13 protein-coding genes are annotated in these 17156 nt (G+C 71.7%); 6 read left to right on the top strand and 7 right to left on the bottom strand.

Annotated features, from left to right (window positions below):
* Positions 1–204: an MbtH family protein gene (locus tag AAW13_RS03910; RefSeq protein ID WP_046729148.1), complete on the top strand. Its 204-nt coding sequence runs from the start codon at positions 1–3 to the stop codon at positions 202–204.
* A 51-nt stretch (positions 205–255) separates the two neighbouring features.
* Here the strand turns inward: AAW13_RS03910 and AAW13_RS03905 are convergent, their stop codons facing one another.
* From AAW13_RS03905 to AAW13_RS03895, 3 genes are all read right to left on the bottom strand, one after another.
* Positions 256–1332, bottom strand: coding sequence for an iron-siderophore ABC transporter substrate-binding protein (locus AAW13_RS03905; RefSeq protein WP_046729147.1), 1077 nt, complete (start codon positions 1330–1332; stop codon positions 256–258).
* Positions 1333–1428: 96 nt separating this feature from the next.
* Positions 1429–3381 (bottom strand): ABC transporter ATP-binding protein, encoded by a 1953-nt coding sequence (locus tag AAW13_RS03900; protein ID WP_079178704.1) that lies wholly within the window; start codon positions 3379–3381, stop codon positions 1429–1431.
* A gap of 134 nt (positions 3382–3515) precedes the next feature.
* The gene (locus AAW13_RS03895) at positions 3516–5237 is read right to left on the bottom strand and encodes an ABC transporter ATP-binding protein (RefSeq protein WP_206306143.1); all 1722 of its coding nucleotides are present in this window, start codon (positions 5235–5237) and stop codon (positions 3516–3518) included.
* A 196-nt stretch (positions 5238–5433) separates the two neighbouring features.
* Between AAW13_RS03895 and AAW13_RS03890 the strand changes: the two genes are divergently transcribed.
* Positions 5434–6696 carry an acyltransferase family protein gene (locus tag AAW13_RS03890; RefSeq protein ID WP_240528526.1) on the top strand — a complete coding sequence of 421 codons (1263 nt, stop codon included), beginning with the start codon at positions 5434–5436 and terminating at the stop codon, positions 6694–6696.
* 30 nt (positions 6697–6726) lie between these two features.
* Here AAW13_RS03890 and AAW13_RS03885 read toward each other — a convergent pair whose 3' ends face one another.
* Positions 6727–7284 carry a hypothetical protein gene (locus AAW13_RS03885; RefSeq protein ID WP_052768535.1) on the bottom strand — a complete coding sequence of 186 codons (558 nt, stop codon included), beginning with the start codon at positions 7282–7284 and terminating at the stop codon, positions 6727–6729.
* A gap of 212 nt (positions 7285–7496) precedes the next feature.
* On the opposite strand from AAW13_RS03885, the gene AAW13_RS03880 reads away from it, so the two are divergent.
* Positions 7497–8330: an SAM-dependent methyltransferase gene (locus AAW13_RS03880; RefSeq protein ID WP_107483229.1), complete on the top strand. Its 834-nt coding sequence runs from the start codon at positions 7497–7499 to the stop codon at positions 8328–8330.
* A gap of 54 nt (positions 8331–8384) precedes the next feature.
* Here the strand turns inward: AAW13_RS03880 and AAW13_RS03875 are convergent, their stop codons facing one another.
* From AAW13_RS03875 to AAW13_RS03865, 3 genes are all read right to left on the bottom strand, one after another.
* Positions 8385–9914, bottom strand: coding sequence for a helix-turn-helix domain-containing protein (locus tag AAW13_RS03875; RefSeq protein WP_046729145.1), 1530 nt, complete (start codon positions 9912–9914; stop codon positions 8385–8387).
* 73 nt (positions 9915–9987) lie between these two features.
* Positions 9988–11226, bottom strand: a complete 1239-nt coding sequence (locus tag AAW13_RS03870) for an MFS transporter (RefSeq protein ID WP_046729144.1) — start codon at positions 11224–11226, stop codon at positions 9988–9990.
* Positions 11217–11717 (bottom strand): MarR family winged helix-turn-helix transcriptional regulator, encoded by a 501-nt coding sequence (locus tag AAW13_RS03865; protein ID WP_046729143.1) that lies wholly within the window; start codon positions 11715–11717, stop codon positions 11217–11219. Before AAW13_RS03865 ends, AAW13_RS03870 begins: the two co-directional genes overlap by 10 nt.
* A gap of 270 nt (positions 11718–11987) precedes the next feature.
* Here AAW13_RS03865 and acnA point away from each other — a divergent pair, with 270 nt between their 5' ends.
* The 3 genes from acnA to AAW13_RS03850 all read left to right on the top strand — a co-directional run bounded on the left by acnA (position 11988) and on the right by AAW13_RS03850 (position 16713).
* Entirely contained in the window at positions 11988–14702 is a 2715-nt protein-coding gene (acnA, locus tag AAW13_RS03860) for an aconitate hydratase AcnA (RefSeq protein ID WP_046729142.1), read from the top strand.
* A gap of 173 nt (positions 14703–14875) precedes the next feature.
* The gene (locus AAW13_RS44665) at positions 14876–15178 is read left to right on the top strand and encodes a hypothetical protein (RefSeq protein WP_046729141.1); all 303 of its coding nucleotides are present in this window, start codon (positions 14876–14878) and stop codon (positions 15176–15178) included.
* Positions 15175–16713 (top strand): sensor histidine kinase, encoded by a 1539-nt coding sequence (locus tag AAW13_RS03850; RefSeq protein ID WP_046729140.1) that lies wholly within the window; start codon positions 15175–15177, stop codon positions 16711–16713. Before AAW13_RS44665 ends, AAW13_RS03850 begins: the two co-directional genes overlap by 4 nt.
* Positions 16714–17156: the final 443 nt, after the last annotated feature.

Here is a 17156-nt window from a genome sequence, read left to right as displayed (position 1 = left end):
ATGAGCAACCCGTTCGAGAACCCCGACGGCGTCTACACCGTCCTCGTCAACGACGAGGGCCAGCACAGCCTGTGGCCCGACTTCGTGGACGTACCGGCAGGCTGGACGGTCGTCCACGGCCCGGCGGGCCGGCAGGAGTGCCTGGAGCACATCGAGGCCAACTGGACGGACCTGCGGCCCAGGAGTCTCGTCGAAGGCGCCTGAGGCACCGAAGCGGGGGCCGGTCCCGGACCGGCCCCCGCTTCTCCGTCCTGACTACGCGGCGGGCTGCGCCACCTTCGTCGAGGCCTTGCCGTCCACCGCCGCCGCCAGCTGCGGCACCAGCCGGTCCAGCACGTAGGGGATGCTCAGCACGGTCGACAGGGACACCGCGTTGCCGTAGTCGCCGGTCTCCTTGATGAAGACCTCACGCCCCTGCTTCACCACGTTCAGGTCGGCGTAGACCTTGTCGGCGTGCAGCTTGGTGACCGCCGTGGTGGTGTCCGGCACGATCCACACGTCCACGTCCTGGTCGAGCAGGTCGAAGCGCTCCTTGCTGATGTTGGCGCCGAACCGGTCCCCGATCACCTTGTCGAGGTCCTTCGGCAGCGAGAAGCCCAGGTCGGAGAGGAGCCGGGAACGCGGGTCCTCACTCCCGTAGACGAACGTGCCCTCGTACGGCGTCGCCATGACGGCGCTCGCGCCGGCGAACTCCGGGTGCGCCTTCCCGGCCGCCGCGAACCTGGCCTCGACCCCGGCCACCAGCGTCTTGGCCTGGTCCGCCTTGCCGAGCGCCTGTCCGATCTCCTCGGTCTGCCGCTGCCACGGCACGCCGTAGTCGTTGTACTGCCCGGGCTGGGCGACGACCGGCGCGAACTTCGACAGGCTCTCGTACTGGGCCTTGGTCAGCCCCGAGTAGACGGCGAGGATCAGGTCCGGGCGCAGGGCGGCGATCTTCTCCACCTGCGGGCCGGTCCCGGTGTCCTTCAGCACGGTCGGCGCCGCCGCGCCGCCCAGCTTGTCCTGCGCCCACGGCCCGATCGCGCCCTTGTAGCCGCCGAGCCACTCGGTGGTGCCGACCGGCACCTTGCCGAGGGCGAGGACGGCGTCCTGGTCGGTGAGGCCGACGGTCACGATCCGCTCGGGCTCGGACTTGATCGTCGTACTGCCGTACTTGTGGGCGATCGTCACGGGGAAGGCGCCGGCGGACGCGGAGGAGCCAGATCCGCCGGCCGAGGACGAGCCGGAGCCGTCCCCGGAGTCGGAGGAGCCGCAGGCGACCGCCGTCGCCGCGAGCAGGAGCACGGAGGTGAGCAGACCGGTGAGCCTGGAGACTCTGGTGGCGCGGGGCATCGGGTGATCCTTCTGTTCTTCGGCGACGGGTCCTGCGGTGGGTTCTGCGAAGAGTTCTGCAACGGGTCCTGCGGCGGGTCTCGCGCGTGCGGGAGGTCAGGCGGGGGCGTCGGCGGTGGCCGGTTTTCCTGCGGGGGCGTCGGCGGTGGCCCGTTTTCCGTCGGGGGTGTCGGCGATTGCCGGTTTTCCTGCGGGGGCGCGGTGGTCCGTCCAGGCGCGCCACAGGGTCGCGTACCGGCCCCGGGCTGCCAGGAGTTCGTCGTGGGTGCCCTCCTCCACGACCCGGCCGCCGTCCATGAGGACCACCCGGTCGGCGGTGGCGGCCTGGCTCAGCCGGTGGGCCACGACCAGTGCCGTACGGCCCCGGAGCGCCCGTTCGGCGGCCTCGTCGAGCAGCCGGGCGCCCGAACTGCCAGCCTCCGCGGTCGCCTCGTCCAGTACGACGACCGGAGGATCCGCCAACAGCAGTCGGCCCAGCGCCAGTTGCTGGGCCTGGTCGGCGGTCAGACGGTGGCCGCCGTCGCCGACGACCGTGTCGAGACCGTCCGGCAGCGCCTCGGCCCAGCCGAGGGCGCCCACGGTGGCCAGCGCCTCCCGCAGCTCCCCGTCGGCCGCCTCGGGGCGGGCCAGCCGCAGGTCGTCGGCGAGCGGCCCCGCGAAGACGTGCACCTCCTGGGTGACGAGGCCCACCAGACCGCCGGCGGCGTCCGGTTCGGCGCCGCCGACGTCGACCCGGCCGGCCTGCGGACGGTGCAGTCCGGCCACCAGCTTGGCGAGGGTCGTCTTGCCCGCCCCGGTGGTGCCGACCAGCGCGACCCGCTCCCCGGGCCGCACCTCCAGGCCGACGCCGTGCAGGACCGGGCGGCCGGGCGCGTAGGCGTGCGTGACTCCGGTGACGGTCACGGCGTGCGGGCCCGGCGCGGCGGCCGTACGACCGTCCGGGTCCGCGGCGGCCGTACGACCGTCCGGGTCCGCGCCGGCGGCGGGCTCGTCGACCACCCCGACGAGGCGGGCCAGTCCCGCGGTCGCCGACTGGGCGTCGTCGAGCAGTACGAGCGCGGTGTTGACCGGTCCGAAGAGGCTGAGGAAGTACAGGGCGGCGGCCGTCGCCGTGCCGACCGAGGCGGCTCCGGACCGCACCAGCAGGAACCCGGTCACGAGTACGGCGGCGAGACCCAGGTACTCCGCGATGTGCAGCCTGCTGTAGAAGCGCAGTACCAGCCGCACCCCGCGCATGGTCAGCTCCACCGCGGCCCGCGAGCGTTCGTCGACCCGGCGGGTGTGGCCGTCCTGCAACCGGTACGCCCGGACCGTCCGCGCCCCGCCGATGGTGTCCAGCAACTGCTGCTGCTGCGCCCCGGTGGCGATCCGTTCCCGCGCGTACAGGGGCACGGCGTTGCGGACGTACCAGCGCGCGGTGTGCGCCTGTACCGGCACGGCGACCAGTGCCGCCAGCAGGAACCGCCGGTCCAGCAGGGCGAGGGCGCCCAAAGTCAGCACGATCGACAGGGCGGAGCGGGCCAGTTCCGGCAGGGCGCCGCGGACCGCGTCGGCGACCCGGGAGACGTCCCGGGTGACCCGGGCGTTCAGGTCGCCCGAGCCCGCCCGCTCCAGCCGCTCCAACGGCAGCGACAGCGCGCGTGCCACGAACAGTTCGCGCAGCCGGGCGAGCGCGGTCTCGCCGAGCCGGGAGACCAGGGACATGCCCAGCGCGGTCGTGACACCCTGGACCAGGGCGACGCCGGCGAGCCCGAGCACCGGCCAGGTGAGCGCGGCGGGGGAGCGGTGCTCCGTGACCACGTCGACGATGCGCCCGAGCAGTGGCTGGGTGAGCAGTCCGACGGCCGTGGCGACCACCAGCGTGCCGAAGCCGGCGATCGCCAACGCCTTCTGCGGACGCAACAGTTCACGGACGACGGCCCGGGTGCGGGCGGCGGAGGCCGTAGGCAGCAGATCCCGCCCACCACCGGACCCGACACTCCCGCCGGACCCGACACTCCCGCCCGACCCGTCTCCTCCGCGCGGCCCGTCTCCTCCGCCCGGCCCGATGCCGCCGTCCGGACCGACGTTCCCGTGCGGGTCCGCGGTCCCGTGCGGCTTCGCGGTCCCGTCCGGATCGACACCTTGGTTCGGCCCGATGCTCCCGTGCGGCTTCGCGGTTCCGTTCGGTCCTGTGGCGCCGGTCATGCGAGTACCGCCGTGCGGTAGGCCTCGTCGGTGCGGGCGAGTTCGGCGTGGGTGCCCTCGGCTCCGACCCGGCCGCCGTCCAGCAGCACCACCCGGTCGGTCACGGCGAGCAGCGCCGGGCTGTTGGTCACCACGACCGTCGTCCGCCCCTGTCTCAACTCCCGTATTCCTTGGGCGATTCGGGCCTCGGTGACGGCGTCCACGGCCGTCGTCGGATCGTGCACGACCAGGACGGGCGGCCCGGCGCGCAGGGCCCGGGCCAGCAGGACGCGCTGCCGTTGCCCGCCGGACAGCGACCGGCCGCCCTCGCCCACCCCGGTGGCCGCGCCGTGCGGCAGTGACCGGGCGACCTCGTCGGCGTCGGCGGCGGCCATGGCGGCGTCCGTCCTCGGATCCGGCTCCCCTCGGTCTCCGTCGTCCACTCCTGCGTCCTCCGGCAGTACGTTCCCGGCCAGTGACCCCTCGAACAACGCGGCGTCGTGCGCGGCGACCAGCACCGTGGCGCGCAGCCCCGCCGGGTCCAGCCGGGTCAGCGGCACCCCGTCCAGTTCGACGGACCCCGACTCCGGGTCGGCCTCCCGGCCCAGGCAGCTCAACAGGGCTTCGGCACAGGCCGGATCGGTGACCGCGATGCCGGTCAGCCGCCCGGCGGCCACGTCGAGGTCGAGCCCCGCGAGCCCGCCGAGCCGGACCCCGCGCAGCCGCAGCTCCCCGCGCACCACGTCCGGGACCGGCTCGTCCCCGCCGACGACGGCGGGCGGGACGGCGAGCACGTCCGCGATCCGGGCGGCGGAGGCCCGCCCCTGCGCCAGTTCGGCGTTGACCCAGGCGAACGTCTCCAACGGCCCCAGCAGGAACAGCGCGAGGCCGACCGCCGACACCAACTGCCCCAGGGTGAGGGAGCCGTCGAGCGCCAGCCGTCCGCCCACCCAGGCGATCAGCGCGATGAACCCGCCGGTGAGGGCCAGGACGAGTCCTGTCTGCCAGGACTCGGCACGCGCGGCGCGCAGGGTGGCCGCGAGCGAGTCCCCGCTGGTGCGGCGGTACCGCTCGACGGCCGCCTGCTGCGCGCCGAGCCCCTTGAGCACCCGCAGCCCGGCCACCAGGTCGGCCGCGACCCCGGCTGCGCCCGCGGCCCGGTCCTGCTCGGCCGCGCTGCGCCGCTCCAGCGGCTTGCTGAGCAGATGTCCGAGCCACAGCAGCACGGGCGTGCCGAGCAGCACGATCAGACCGAGCGGCAGAGAGGTGAGCAGCAGCGCCACGGCACTCACGGCGATGCCCGCGGCGGCCGAGATCCCGCTCATCAGCGCCATGTTGACGGCGCCGACCCGTTTCGCGTCCTCGGTGGCGACGTTGGCGAGCTCCCCGGAGAGCCGGTCGTTCTCGGCCCCGCCCCGCGCGTCGAGGACACGGCGTACGATCGCCAGCCGCAGTTCGTGGGCGGCCTCCTCGGCGCCGCGCTCACCGGCCCGCGCACCGAGCCGGAAACTCCACGACAGGCACACGTACATGACGCCCAGGACGGCCAGCCAGAGCACCAGCCGCCCGGCGTCCTGTCCTGCCACGGCCTGGTCCACGACCACGCCGACGAGCACCGGGACCAGGGCTTCCCCGAGCTGGTGCAGAGAGCCGAGCACCGAACCGGCCGCGACCCGCCGTCCCTGCCCTTTGACCGCGCTCCCCAGGACGTCCCGCCCCGACAGTTCCCCTGATCCCACCGGCCACCCTCCGGAGACGGTCAACTTAGGCAAGGCTACTCTAAGTAAATGCGGTGCCGTCAATCCCCGCGGTGGCCGCCCGTTGAACGGCCCGGACCGGCGTCACGTACCAGTTGCCGCGGACGGCACCGGGCCGCCCGGCGACGTCGCCGGCGCACGGGGGCCGGTGAACCAGGGGAAGGGCCGGACGATCTCAGTGCACTCGAACAGCTCGGCGGGCAGCGCCCTCGACCTGGCCGCCCCCGCTCGCCGGGAAGCGCAGGAGACGCGGGAAGCGCGGAAGACGGGGGAGACGCCGGAGACGGGGGAGACGCCAGAGTCGCGGGAGGCCGGAGCCCGGGACCGCCGGCAAGTACGGGGCCTGGACGGGCTGCGCGGACTGGCGGCGCTGTACGTGGTCCTGTTCCACTGCTGGCTGTACACCTTCCCCGGCTACCCCGACAGTTCGGCGCCGCCCTGGCTGGACGGCCTGATGTTCGGGCGGCTCGCCGTCGTCTTCTTCCTGGTGCTGTCCGGGTTCTCGCTGGCGATCTCCCCGGCCCGGCACGGCTGGCGGTCGGGCGGCGTGGGCGAGTTCCTGCGCCGCCGGGCCTGGCGCATCCTGCCGCCGTACTGGGCCGCGCTGGCCATGAGTCTGCTCGTCTCGTATCTCGTGGTGCCGGCCTCGCACTTCGGGCCGCCCACCGGCACGACCGTGCTGGTGTACGGCCTCCTCGCCCAGGACGTGGTCACCGCTCCGACGCCGAACGGCGCGTTCTGGTCGATAGGGGTGGAGGCCGAGCTCTACCTCCTCTTCCCCGTCCTGCTGTTCCTGCGCCGGCGGTGGGGTGCCGCGGTCCTGGCCGCGTGCGTCACCCTCCCGGTGGCCGCCGGCGGACTCATGGCCGCCGGCGCGTCCCCCGTGGAGGGCGACAACTGGCTCGCCCCGCATCTGGCTCCGGTGTTCGCCGCCGGTGTGATCGGCGCGGGCGTCGTCGGCGCGTCGGACCGGGTCCGGCGGCTGCCGTGGGGGTGGCTCGCCGTCCTGGCCGCGCTGCCCGTCCTGGCGCTCGGTGCCCTCCGGGGTTCCGTGTGGACGGTGAACCACTACTTCTGGATCGACCTGGCCATCGCGCCGGCCATGGCGATGCTCCTGGCCGCGGTCGCCACCGGTCAACCAGCTTTTCTCGTACGGCTGTTGACGACGCGTCCCGTGCGGGCCCTCGGCGACCTCTCCTACAGCCTCTACCTGATCCATCTGCCGATCGTCATGACGGTGATCCGCCGTGTCGCCCCGCACTTCGTGGCACGTGGACTGCCCACGTTCTGTTTCACGCTCGTCGTCGGCCTGCCGGTCGCGGTGTTCACGGCGTGGCTGTTCTCGAAGATCTTCGAGATACCGTTCAAGCGGAACAGGTCCTGGAAATCCGTTACGGCGCACGGGAGTTCCTGGTGGGCCGACCGGAACCGGAAGGGCTGACGGTGAGTCGGAGCCGGCCCGCCGTCACCGTCACCCCGTCGTGGTGGACTTCTGTCCCGACGGGGTGACCGCGTACCACTCGCCGTTCTTCCCCTGCCCGTTCACCTGACCGGACGCCGTGTCGCCGACGTACCGGTAGAGCGGCCAGCCGGCGAGGGTCAGTTGCGTCCGACCGTTCCGGTGGACCGTACCGAGGAGGCTCTGCCGGACCCCCGAGGCCTGCACGGTCTCCGGCACGATGACAGGGATCCACGTCTTCGTGCACGTGCCGGAGCAGGTCCACTTCGACGGACTCGGCTGGTCCTCGTCGAAGCGGTAGAGGGCCATCCCCTTGTCGTCGGTGACGACGGTGCCGATCCCGTCGACCGCCCGGGCCGCCACTCCGGTGGTCACACCCGGGGCCGTACTCGCGGACCCGCCGCCGTCGCCCGGCGTCGAGGCGGCGGCCGGGGTGGAGGGCGCGGGGTCCGACGCGGCCGGCGTCACCGGGGCGACACCGCCGGTGTCGGCCGAGGAGCCGCAGGCACCCAGCAGGAACGCGGAGGCCAGCCCTACGACGAGGCTCGGAACGATGCGTCGCGGGTTCAAGGAGTCGCCCTTCGTCGGGAGTCACAGCTGCTTGCTCCGTCCAGTACGCGACCGACCCGCGCGCCTCTCACCAGCCACCGCCCCATGACGCACTCTTGACCATCACCGGCACCCCCCGACACGACGACGGCGGGGTACGGCAGAATGACGCCCACCGATGTGCGATGGCGCAGCCGTGACCGCAAGTGCCTTATTACATGCGGTTCTTGAGCATGCGAGGAGAGGAAGACGTGAGCGAGAACCAGGGCGCCACCGCCGCAGGGCAGCGACTCGACACCAAGACGGCGCACAACGCTCGCGTGTGGAACTACTGGCAGGGCGGCAAGGACAACTACGAGGTCGACCAGCAGGTAGGCGATCATGTTGCCGGAATGATCCCCGTCATACGCGACATCGCGCGCGCCGACCGGGAGTTCCTCGGCCGCGCCGTGCGCTGTCTGGCAGAGGAGCACGGCATCCGTCAGTTCCTCGACATCGGCACCGGTCTGCCGGCCCTGGAGAACACCCACGAGATCGCCCAGCGGATCGCCCCCGAGTCGCGGATCGTGTACGTCGACAACGACCCCGTCGTGCTCGCGCACGCCCGCGCCCTGCTGACCAGTTCCCCGGAAGGCGCCACCGACTACATCGACGCCGATGTGCACGACGCGGACACCATTCTGCGCGTCTCCGGACGCACCCTCGACTTCACCAAGCCCACCGCACTCATGCTGCTCGGCATCCTCAACTTCGTCCTCGACGGTGACGAGGCGCGGGCCATCGCACGTCGGCTCGTGGAAGCCCTGCCCTCCGGCAGCTATCTCGTACTGACCCACCCCACCACGGAGCCCGAACTCGGCGGCGACCTCCAGCTCGAGGCGATGGAGTTCTGGAACGCCAACGCCAAACCGCCGGTCACCGCCCGCAGCAGCGAGGAGGTCGCCCAGTACTTCGACGGGCTCACGCTCCTGGAGCCCGGGCTCGTGTCCTGCTCGCTGTGGCGGCCGGAGCCCGGGGAAGACCCCGCGGTCGTACCCCAGCTGGGAGCCGTGGCGCTGAAGCCGTGACCTTCGGCCTGCCCGTAGCCCGCCGCGCGCCAAAAGTCCCGGAGATACCGCGCGTCAGATGTCCCGGAAGATCTCGATCTGGGCGCCGATCGAGTTCAGGCGTTCGGCGAGGTCCTCGTAGCCGCGGTTGATGACGTACACGTTGCGCAGCACCGACGTGCCCTCGGCCGCCATCATCGCCAGCAGGACGACCACGGCGGGACGCAGGGCCGGCGGGCACATCATCTCGGCGGCGCGCCAGCGGGTCGGGCCCTCCACCAGGACCCGGTGCGGGTCGAGGAGCTGGAGGCGCCCCCCGAGGCGGTTCAGGTCGGTGAGGTAGATCGCGCGGTTGTCGTACACCCAGTCGTGGATCAGCGTCTTGCCCTGGGCGACCGCGGCGATGGCGGCGAAGAAGGGGACGTTGTCGATGTTCAGGCCGGGGAACGGCATGGGGTGGATCTTGTCGATCGGCGCCTCCAGCTTGGAGGGGCGGACCGTGAGGTCGGTCAGGCGGGTGCGGCCGTTGTCCGCGAAGTACTCGGCACTGCGGTCGTGGTCGAGGCCCATCTCCTCCAGGACCGCCAGCTCGATCTCCAGGAACTCGATCGGCACCCGGCGCACCGTCAGCTCCGACTCCGTCACCACCGCCGCGGCCAGCAGGCTCATCGCCTCGACCGGGTCCTCGGAGGGGGAGTAGTCCACGTCCACGTCGATGTTCGGGACGCCGTGCACGGTCAGGGTGGTGGTGCCGATGCCCTCTACGCGGACGCCCAGCGCCTCCAGGAAGAAGCAGAGGTCCTGGACCATGTAGTTGGAGGACGCGTTGCGGATGACGGTGACGCCGTCGTGGCGGGCGGCGGCCAGCAGCGCGTTCTCGGTGACGGTGTCGCCGCGCTCGGTCAGCACGATCGGGCGGTCGGGCCGGATCGCCCGGTCGACCTGGGCGTGGTACTGGCCCTCGGTCGCCGCGATGTCGAGACCGAACCGGCGCAGGGCGATCATGTGCGGCTCGATGGTCCGCGTGCCCAGGTCGCAGCCGCCGGCGTACGGCAGCTTGAAGTGGTCCATGCGGTGCAGCAGCGGACCGAAGAACATGATGATCGAGCGGGTGCGTACGGCGGCCTCGGCGTCGATCGAGGCCATGTCGAGGTCGGCCGGCGGCACCAGTTCCAGGTCCACCCCGTCGTTGATCCAGCGGGTGCGCACGCCGATGGAGTTGAGTACCTCCAGCAGGCGGTACACCTCCTCGATGCGGGCCACCCGGCGCAGCACCGTGCGACCCTTGTTGAGGAGCGAGGCGCACAGCAGGGCCACGCAGGCGTTCTTGCTGGTCTTCACGTCGATCGCACCGGAGAGCCGGCGACCGCCGACCACCCGCAGATGCATCGGGCCCGCGTAGCCCAGTGAGACGATCTCGCTGTCCAGGGCTTCACCGATTCGGGCGATCATCTCAAGGCTGATGTTTTGATTGCCGCGTTCGATGCGGTTGACGGCGCTCTGACTGGTGCCGAGCGCCTCCGCCAGCTGTGCCTGTGTCCAGCCGCGGTGTTGCCGGGCGTCACGGATGAGCTTGCCGATGCGTACGAGGTAGTCGTCTGACATGAGACAGAGGTTATCTCAGATATGAGATGGCACTTGTTGGGGGGTCCGTTCGAGTGACGTCGTGTCAGCGAGACTACCCGTTCGGCCGATCGCTGGTTGGATTGCGTAGTTCTGCGGTGGTTGCGCCCACTATGGCGACGGCGGCCAGGCAGAGCAGACCGCCGCTGACGAGCGCCGCCGTGCCCGAGGTGGCGTCCGCGACCAGACCGCCGCGCAGGTTGCCGATGTCGGGTCCGGCCTGGCCGACGATCTGCTCGGCGGCGCCGACGCGGCCGAGCAGATCGTGCGGGGTGTGCAGCTGGACGACCGTGCTCCGGGACACGACGGAGACGGTGTCGGCGGCGCCGGCCGCGACGAGGAAGGCCAGACCGGCCCAGGGGCCGGAGGACAGGCCGAACAGCGTCAACGAGACACCCCAGGCCGCGGATCCACCGAGCATGACCAGGCCGGGGCGCGGGGACCGGGTGAAGGTCCCGGAGAACAGCGACGCGACGACACCGCCGACGGCGACGGCCGTGAGGAACAGTCCGAGGGTGCGCGGGTCGCCGCCGAACCGCTCGGCGTTGACCAGGGGGAACAGGCTGACGGGCATGGACAGCACCGTGGTGGCCAGATCGGCGAGGAGGGCGCCACGAATGACGGGGGTGCGGCCCAGGAAGGCCAGACCGGCCGGCACTCCGCGCGGCCCGGAGCGAGCCGGCCCGGCCGCGGGTTCCGCCCGCGGCAGGCCGAACGCGCCGTACAGCGCGGCGATGAAGGTCAGGGCGTCCAGCAGGTAGCAGGCACCCGCTCCCAGTCCGCCCACGACCAGTCCGCTCAGTGCGGGACCGAGCAGCATGGCGCCCTGGAAGGCGATCCGTCGCAACGCCAGCCCGGCGGCCAGCCGGTGCTCGGGCAGCAGCCGCGGCAGGACGGCTCGTGCGGCCGGGCCGCCGCCCGCGCCGCAGCAGGACTGGAGTGCGACCAGCCCCAGGACGCCGGCCGCGGGGAGGCGGCCGAAGAAGCCCTGTACTGCGAGAAGGAGCGAACACAGCGCCTGCCCGCCGGTCGTGAGCAGGAGGAACCTCCGCGGATCCCCCCGGTCGACGAGCGACCCGGCGAAGAGTCCGAACGCGACGACGGGGATCGCCTGTGCCAGCCCGACGGCACCCGTCCACGTGGTGCTCCTCGTCGACTGCCAGACCTGGAACATCACGGCGACGAGGGTCATCTGGCTGCCGAAACCGGACAGGGTCTGTCCGATCCACAACCGCCGGAACGGGGGTGAGCTCCGTAACGGAGTCACGTCTATCAGCGTGCGTCTCATTCCCATCCGGGGTCCTCGGCCAGTTTCCCGGCGATCCGGTCGTGGAAGCTCCGGTGCTCCAGAGCCCGCTCGATGTCGGCGACGACCCGGGAGAGCGGGTAGGGGATCTCGGCCTCCAACTCGGCCAGGGCGGCCTCGGTGGCCCGCCATTCCGCGGCCAGACGGCCCACGACGCGCCGGGCCCTGTCGGTGAGGGTCACCTGCCTGGTGCGCGCGTCGTCGCCCACGACGGTCCGTACCCACCCGGCCTCGCGCATCGCCGCGACCTTCTGGCTGAGCGCCGAATGCGTGCGCTGGACCGACTCGGCCAGTTCCGCGATGGTCATCGGCCCCTGGGCGTGCAGCCGGAGCAACTCCATGACGTAGCTGGGCTTGAGCCCGTCGATCTGCCGTTCGGCGTAGAGCCGGGCGATGTCGGCGTCCATCGACGCCTGGAGCAGCCGCAGGGGCCGCCAGAGGCTCTCCTGCGTCGGATCGGGTGAACGGGGGTCGGCCATGGACCGCATCGTAACAGTGCTTATACAAGTGCTGTTGCTTTTGCTCGCGACAGGAGCGCGTGAACTTCCGCCGACGCGGAGAGGGGGCGCCGGGCATGACCATCCGGCCCTGGTGTACTAGAGTTATCTCGACATCGAGATATCTGCCAGGCGCACCGGGACCGCCACCCGACTAAGGGTTACCTAACTTAGCCTTACCTTAGTGGAACGGCCAAGTCGGCGTGGCGGCAGGATCGTGGTGGTACGCGCACATCAATGAAGGAGACTGTCGTGTCGGCGAACAGCTTCGACGCCCGCAGCACGCTGCACGTGGGCGACGAGTCGTACGAGATCTTCCGGCTGGACAAGGTGGAAGGCTCGGCTCGCCTTCCGTACAGCCTGAAGGTGCTGCTGGAGAACCTGCTCCGCACGGAGGACGGCGCGAACATCACCGCCGACCACATCCGCGCCCTCGGCGGCTGGGACTCGCAGGCCCAGCCCAGCCAGGAGATCCAGTTCACGCCGGCTCGCGTGATCATGCAGGACTTCACCGGCGTCCCCTGTGTCGTCGACCTCGCCACCATGCGTGAGGCCGTGAAGGAGCTCGGCGGCGACCCGGCGAAGATCAACCCGCTGGCCCCGGCCGAACTGGTCATCGACCACTCCGTCATCGCCGACAAGTTCGGCACCAACGACGCCTTCAAGCAGAACGTCGAGCTGGAGTACGGCCGCAACAAGGAGCGCTACCAGTTCCTGCGCTGGGGCCAGACCGCGTTCGACGAGTTCAAGGTCGTCCCCCCGGGCACCGGCATCGTCCACCAGGTGAACATCGAGCACCTGGCCCGCACGGTGATGGTGCGCAACGGGCAGGCCTACCCGGACACCCTGGTCGGCACCGACTCGCACACCACCATGGTCAACGGCCTCGGCGTGCTCGGCTGGGGCGTCGGCGGCATCGAGGCCGAGGCCGCCATGCTCGGCCAGCCGGTCTCCATGCTCATCCCGCGCGTCGTCGGCTTCAAGCTGACCGGTGAGCTCAAGCCGGGCACCACCGCCACCGACCTCGTCCTCACCATCACCGAGATGCTCCGCAAGCACGGTGTGGTCGGCAAGTTCGTCGAGTTCTACGGCGAGGGTGTGGCGGCCACGAGCCTCGCCAACCGCGCCACCATCGGCAACATGTCCCCGGAGTTCGGCTCCACCGCGGCGATCTTCCCGATCGACGGCGAGACCCTGAACTACCTGCGCCTGACCGGCCGCAGCGACCAGCAGGTCGCGCTCGTCGAGGCGTACGCCAAGGAGCAGGGCCTCTGGCTGGACCCGAAGGCCGAGCCCGACTTCTCCGAGAAGCTGGAGCTGGACCTCTCCACGGTCGTCCCGTCGATCGCCGGCCCGAAGCGCCCGCAGGACCGCATCGTCCTCGCCAACGCCGCCGAGCAGTTCAAGACCGACGTCCGCAACTACGTGGACACCGCCGACGAGGCGGGCAAGGAGTCCTTCCCGGCCTCCGACGCCCCGGCCACCACCAACGGTGTCCCGTCCAACCCGGTCACCGTGACCGCCCCCGACGGCACCACGTACGAGATCGACCACGGCGCGGTCACCGTCGCGGCCATCACCTCCTGCACCAACACCTCGAACCCGTACGTCATGGTCGCCGCCGCCCTGGTGGCCAAGAAGGCGGTCGAGAAGGGCCTGACCCGCAAGCCCTGGGTCAAGACCACGCTCGCCCCGGGTTCCAAGGTCGTCACCGACTACTTCGAGAAGGCGGGCCTGACCCCCTACCTCGACAAGGTCGGCTTCAACCTGGTCGGTTACGGCTGCACCACCTGCATCGGCAACTCCGGCCCGCTGCCGGAGGAGGTCTCCAAGGCCGTCAACGACCACGACCTCGCGGTCACCTCGGTCCTCTCCGGCAACCGGAACTTCGAGGGCCGGATCAACCCCGACGTCAAGATGAACTACCTGGCCTCCCCGCCGCTGGTCGTCGCCTACGCGCTCGCGGGTTCCATGAAGGTGGACATCACCAAGGACGCCCTCGGCACCGACCAGGACGGCAAGCCGGTCTACCTGTCCGACATCTGGCCGACCGAGGCCGAGGTCAACGACGTCGTCGCCAACGCGATCGGCGAGGACATGTTCAACAAGTCCTACGCCGACGTCTTCGCCGGCGACGCCCAGTGGCAGTCGCTCCCGGTCCCCACCGGCAACACCTTCGAGTGGGACGCCGAGTCGACCTACGTCCGCAAGCCCCCGTACTTCGAGGGCATGCAGCACGAGCCGGCCCCGGTCACCGACATCGCCGGCGCCCGCGTCCTCGCCAAGCTGGGCGACTCGGTCACCACCGACCACATCTCGCCCGCCGGCGCCATCAAGGCCGACACCCCGGCCGGCAAGTACCTCACCGAGCACGGTGTGGAGCGTCGCGACTTCAACAGCTACGGCTCCCGCCGCGGCAACCACGAGGTCATGATCCGCGGCACCTTCGCCAACATCCGCCTGCGCAACCAGATCGCGCCGGGCACCGAGGGCGGCTACACCCGCGACTTCACCCAGGCGGACGCGCCGGTGGCGTTCATCTACGACGCCTCGCGCAACTACATCGAGCAGGGCATCCCGCTGGTCGTCCTGGCCGGCAAGGAGTACGGCTCCGGTTCGTCCCGCGACTGGGCCGCCAAGGGCACCGCGCTGCTCGGCGTCAAGGCCGTCATCGCCGAGTCGTACGAGCGCATCCACCGCTCGAACCTGATCGGCATGGGCGTCCTGCCGCTCCAGTTCCCGGAGGGTGCCACCGCCGAGTCCCTCGGCCTGACCGGCGAGGAGACCTTCTCCTTCACCGGTGTCGAGGAACTCAACAACGGCACCACCCCGCGCACGGTCAAGGTCACCACCGACACGGGCGTCGAGTTCGACGCGGTCGTCCGGATCGACACCCCCGGTGAGGCCGACTACTACCGCAACGGCGGCATCATGCAGTACGTGCTGCGCAGCCTGATCCGCAAGTAGTCAGCAGCAGCCCGCAGGGTCCTGTGAGGGCCGCGTCCCCGGTCAACGGGGGCGCGGCCCTTCCGTGTTGCCGCCACCGGCCGCCGCCCCCTGTGCGTGTTGCCTACACGTGACATCGCCAAAGCTCAGTCGGAACACAGGGTTCCCCCAGCCAACCGGCACAGACTTGGTACATGTCCGCCACCGCAGGGTCCCGAACCGGCCGAGTCCGCGTCCTGGTCGTCGACGACGAACCGGGTCTCGCCGCGCCGCTCTCCGCCGCCGTCGCGGACGCCGGCCGGCGACCCCGTCCCGCGTCCGGCGGCCCCGGCGCCCAGCGGCCCGGCGGCGACCTCGCCGGCCTGCGCCGCACGAACGGCCGGGGCCGGCCTCCGGTGTTCCGCCCCGCACGCCCCGCGGAACACGTCGTACGCCCCGCGGAACACGTCGTACGCCCCGCGGAACACGTCGTACGCCCCGCGGAGGGTGGCAGATGACCGCCCGGCCGACCGCCCGGCAGGCGACGCCCCGGCCGCGGAGCCGGTCGCTGCGCACCCGTCTGCTCGTCCTCGTCACCGTGGTCCTGGTCTGCGTCTGCGCCGTGACGGTACTGACCACCGTGCTCGCCCAACGCGCCTATCTGATGGGCAACCTGGACGACCGGGTCGGCGACGCCGTCGAACGCGACGCCGGCGCCGCCGCCCTGCACCCGGAGCTGACCCACGACCTGGCCTTCCTCGACGAGGGCGGTCGGTCTGCGGGCCTGCTCGCCGCCCGCGTCGACGCCAGGGGCGACATCCTCAGCGCGGCCGTGGTCGGCCAGGACACGCGCCCGCGATCGCTCAGCACCGCCCAGACCGCCGCCCTGGAGGGCATCGCCCAGGACGGCTCGCCCCGCACCCGCACGGTCCCCGGCCTCGGTACCTACCGGGTCGCCGCCCTGGACGCCGGCGGTATCCGGGTCCTGACGGGGCTGCCCATGGACGACGTGCTGGACACGATCGACGGCCTGGTGGAGATCGAGCTCGCGGTCGCCGCGGTCGGCCTGACCGCGGCGGGAGCCGTGTGCGCGGTGGTGATACGACGGCAACTGCGCCCCCTCGGCCGGGTCGCCGCCACCGCCGTCGAGGTCTCCCACGCGCCCCTCGGCCGGGGCCAGGCGACCGGCCTGACCCGGGTGCCCGAGCGGGACACCGACCCCGGCAGCGAGGCCGGCCAGGTCGGCGCCGCCCTCAACCGCATGATCGACCACGTCGAGGCGTCCCTGGCCGAACGGCAGCGCGGCGAGGAACGGGTGCGCCGCAGCGAGGAGCGGATGCGCCGGTTCCTGGCCGACGCGAGCCATGAACTGCGCACCCCGCTCGCCTCGATCGCCGGGTACGCGGAGCTGATGAACCGCGGCACGGACCGTATCGAGGCCGGCCTGGCCTGGCGCCGGGTCTACGCCGAGTCCGCGCGCATGCGCAGCCTGGTGGAGGACCTCCTGCTCCTGGCCCGCCTCGACGAGGGCCGCCCGCTGCCGTCCGCCGAGGTGGACATGGCCGCGCTGCTCGCGGAGGCGGTGTGGGACGCGCGGGTGACTGGTACCGGCCATGTCTGGCGGCTCGAACTCGCCCTGGACGGACCGCTGCTGGTGCGCGGCGACGAGTCCGGGCTGCACCAGGTGGTGGCCAACCTGCTGGCCAACGCGCGGGTGCACACCCCGGCGGGCACCACCGTGACCGCCACGCTGGAGACCACCCCCGGCACCGCGGTGATCCGGGTCCGCGACGACGGCCCCGGCATCCCGCCCGACCTGCTCCCGGCCGTCTTCGAACGCTTCACCCGGGCCGACACCTCCCGCACCCGTGCCGGTGTCCCGGAAGGCGGCTCGGGCCTGGGCCTGGCGATCGCCGCCGCGATCACGGCGGCCCACGGCGGCCGTGTCGACGTCCAGAGCGCACCGGGGCGCACCGAGTTCACGGTGGAACTCCCGGTCACCGAACTCCCGCCCGCCGAGTCGCCGCTACGCGCCCGGACCGCGCCGGTCTAGGAAAAACCGGGCGGTCGATCTGATCCGGAGCGCGGGGCGGTCGTTCCTGGGCCAGGTCCACGTCTCGGGCCGTGGCCTGTCCTGTTCCCTCCAGGGGGCGTAGGCGTCGGGGCTCACGCAGTCCGCTGCGGGTTAAAGACTCCGCAAAGCATTCTCGGGCCGTTCTCGTCGGGGATCGCCCTGATGGGCGTCGGCGGCAACGGAGTCGGCGTCCGTGTCGTCATCAACGTCGTCCGGTAGCCGCACAGGCTGACGGACCGCACAGCGGCTGGCCGCGGTCACCGTCTCGGCCCACCCAACTCTCTCAACTCGCAGCCCCACTTGACCGGTGCTTGAATGGAAGTCCGGGTGAGCTCGGCCTTCGTGACTACACCGAAACGCAGCAGCTCACACCGACAGGCCCCATCCCGTCTCCACGGAAGATCCCGAGGCACCGTGCCTGC

It is taken from the genome of Streptomyces humi, from assembly GCF_001005085.2.
GTDB classification, from domain to species: domain Bacteria; phylum Actinomycetota; class Actinomycetes; order Streptomycetales; family Streptomycetaceae; genus Streptomyces; species Streptomyces humi.
This window is presented reverse-complemented; position numbering and strand designations above follow the sequence as displayed.

Excerpts from the sequence above, each read along its gene's own strand:
- AAW13_RS03910 (WP_046729148.1), top strand. The coding sequence starts at position 1 with ATGAGCAACCCGTTCGAGAACCCCGACGGCGTCTACACCGTCCTCGTC.
- AAW13_RS03905 (WP_046729147.1), bottom strand. The coding sequence starts at position 1,332 with ATGCCCCGCGCCACCAGAGTCTCCAGGCTCACCGGTCTGCTCACCTCC.
- AAW13_RS03880 (WP_107483229.1), top strand. The coding sequence starts at position 7,497 with ATGCGAGGAGAGGAAGACGTGAGCGAGAACCAGGGCGCCACCGCCGCA.
- AAW13_RS03875 (WP_046729145.1), bottom strand. The coding sequence starts at position 9,914 with ATGTCAGACGACTACCTCGTACGCATCGGCAAGCTCATCCGTGACGCC.
- AAW13_RS03870 (WP_046729144.1), bottom strand. The coding sequence starts at position 11,226 with ATGGGAATGAGACGCACGCTGATAGACGTGACTCCGTTACGGAGCTCA.
- AAW13_RS03865 (WP_046729143.1), bottom strand. The coding sequence starts at position 11,717 with ATGGCCGACCCCCGTTCACCCGATCCGACGCAGGAGAGCCTCTGGCGG.
- AAW13_RS44665 (WP_046729141.1), top strand. The coding sequence starts at position 14,876 with ATGTCCGCCACCGCAGGGTCCCGAACCGGCCGAGTCCGCGTCCTGGTC.
- AAW13_RS03850 (WP_046729140.1), top strand. The coding sequence starts at position 15,175 with ATGACCGCCCGGCCGACCGCCCGGCAGGCGACGCCCCGGCCGCGGAGC.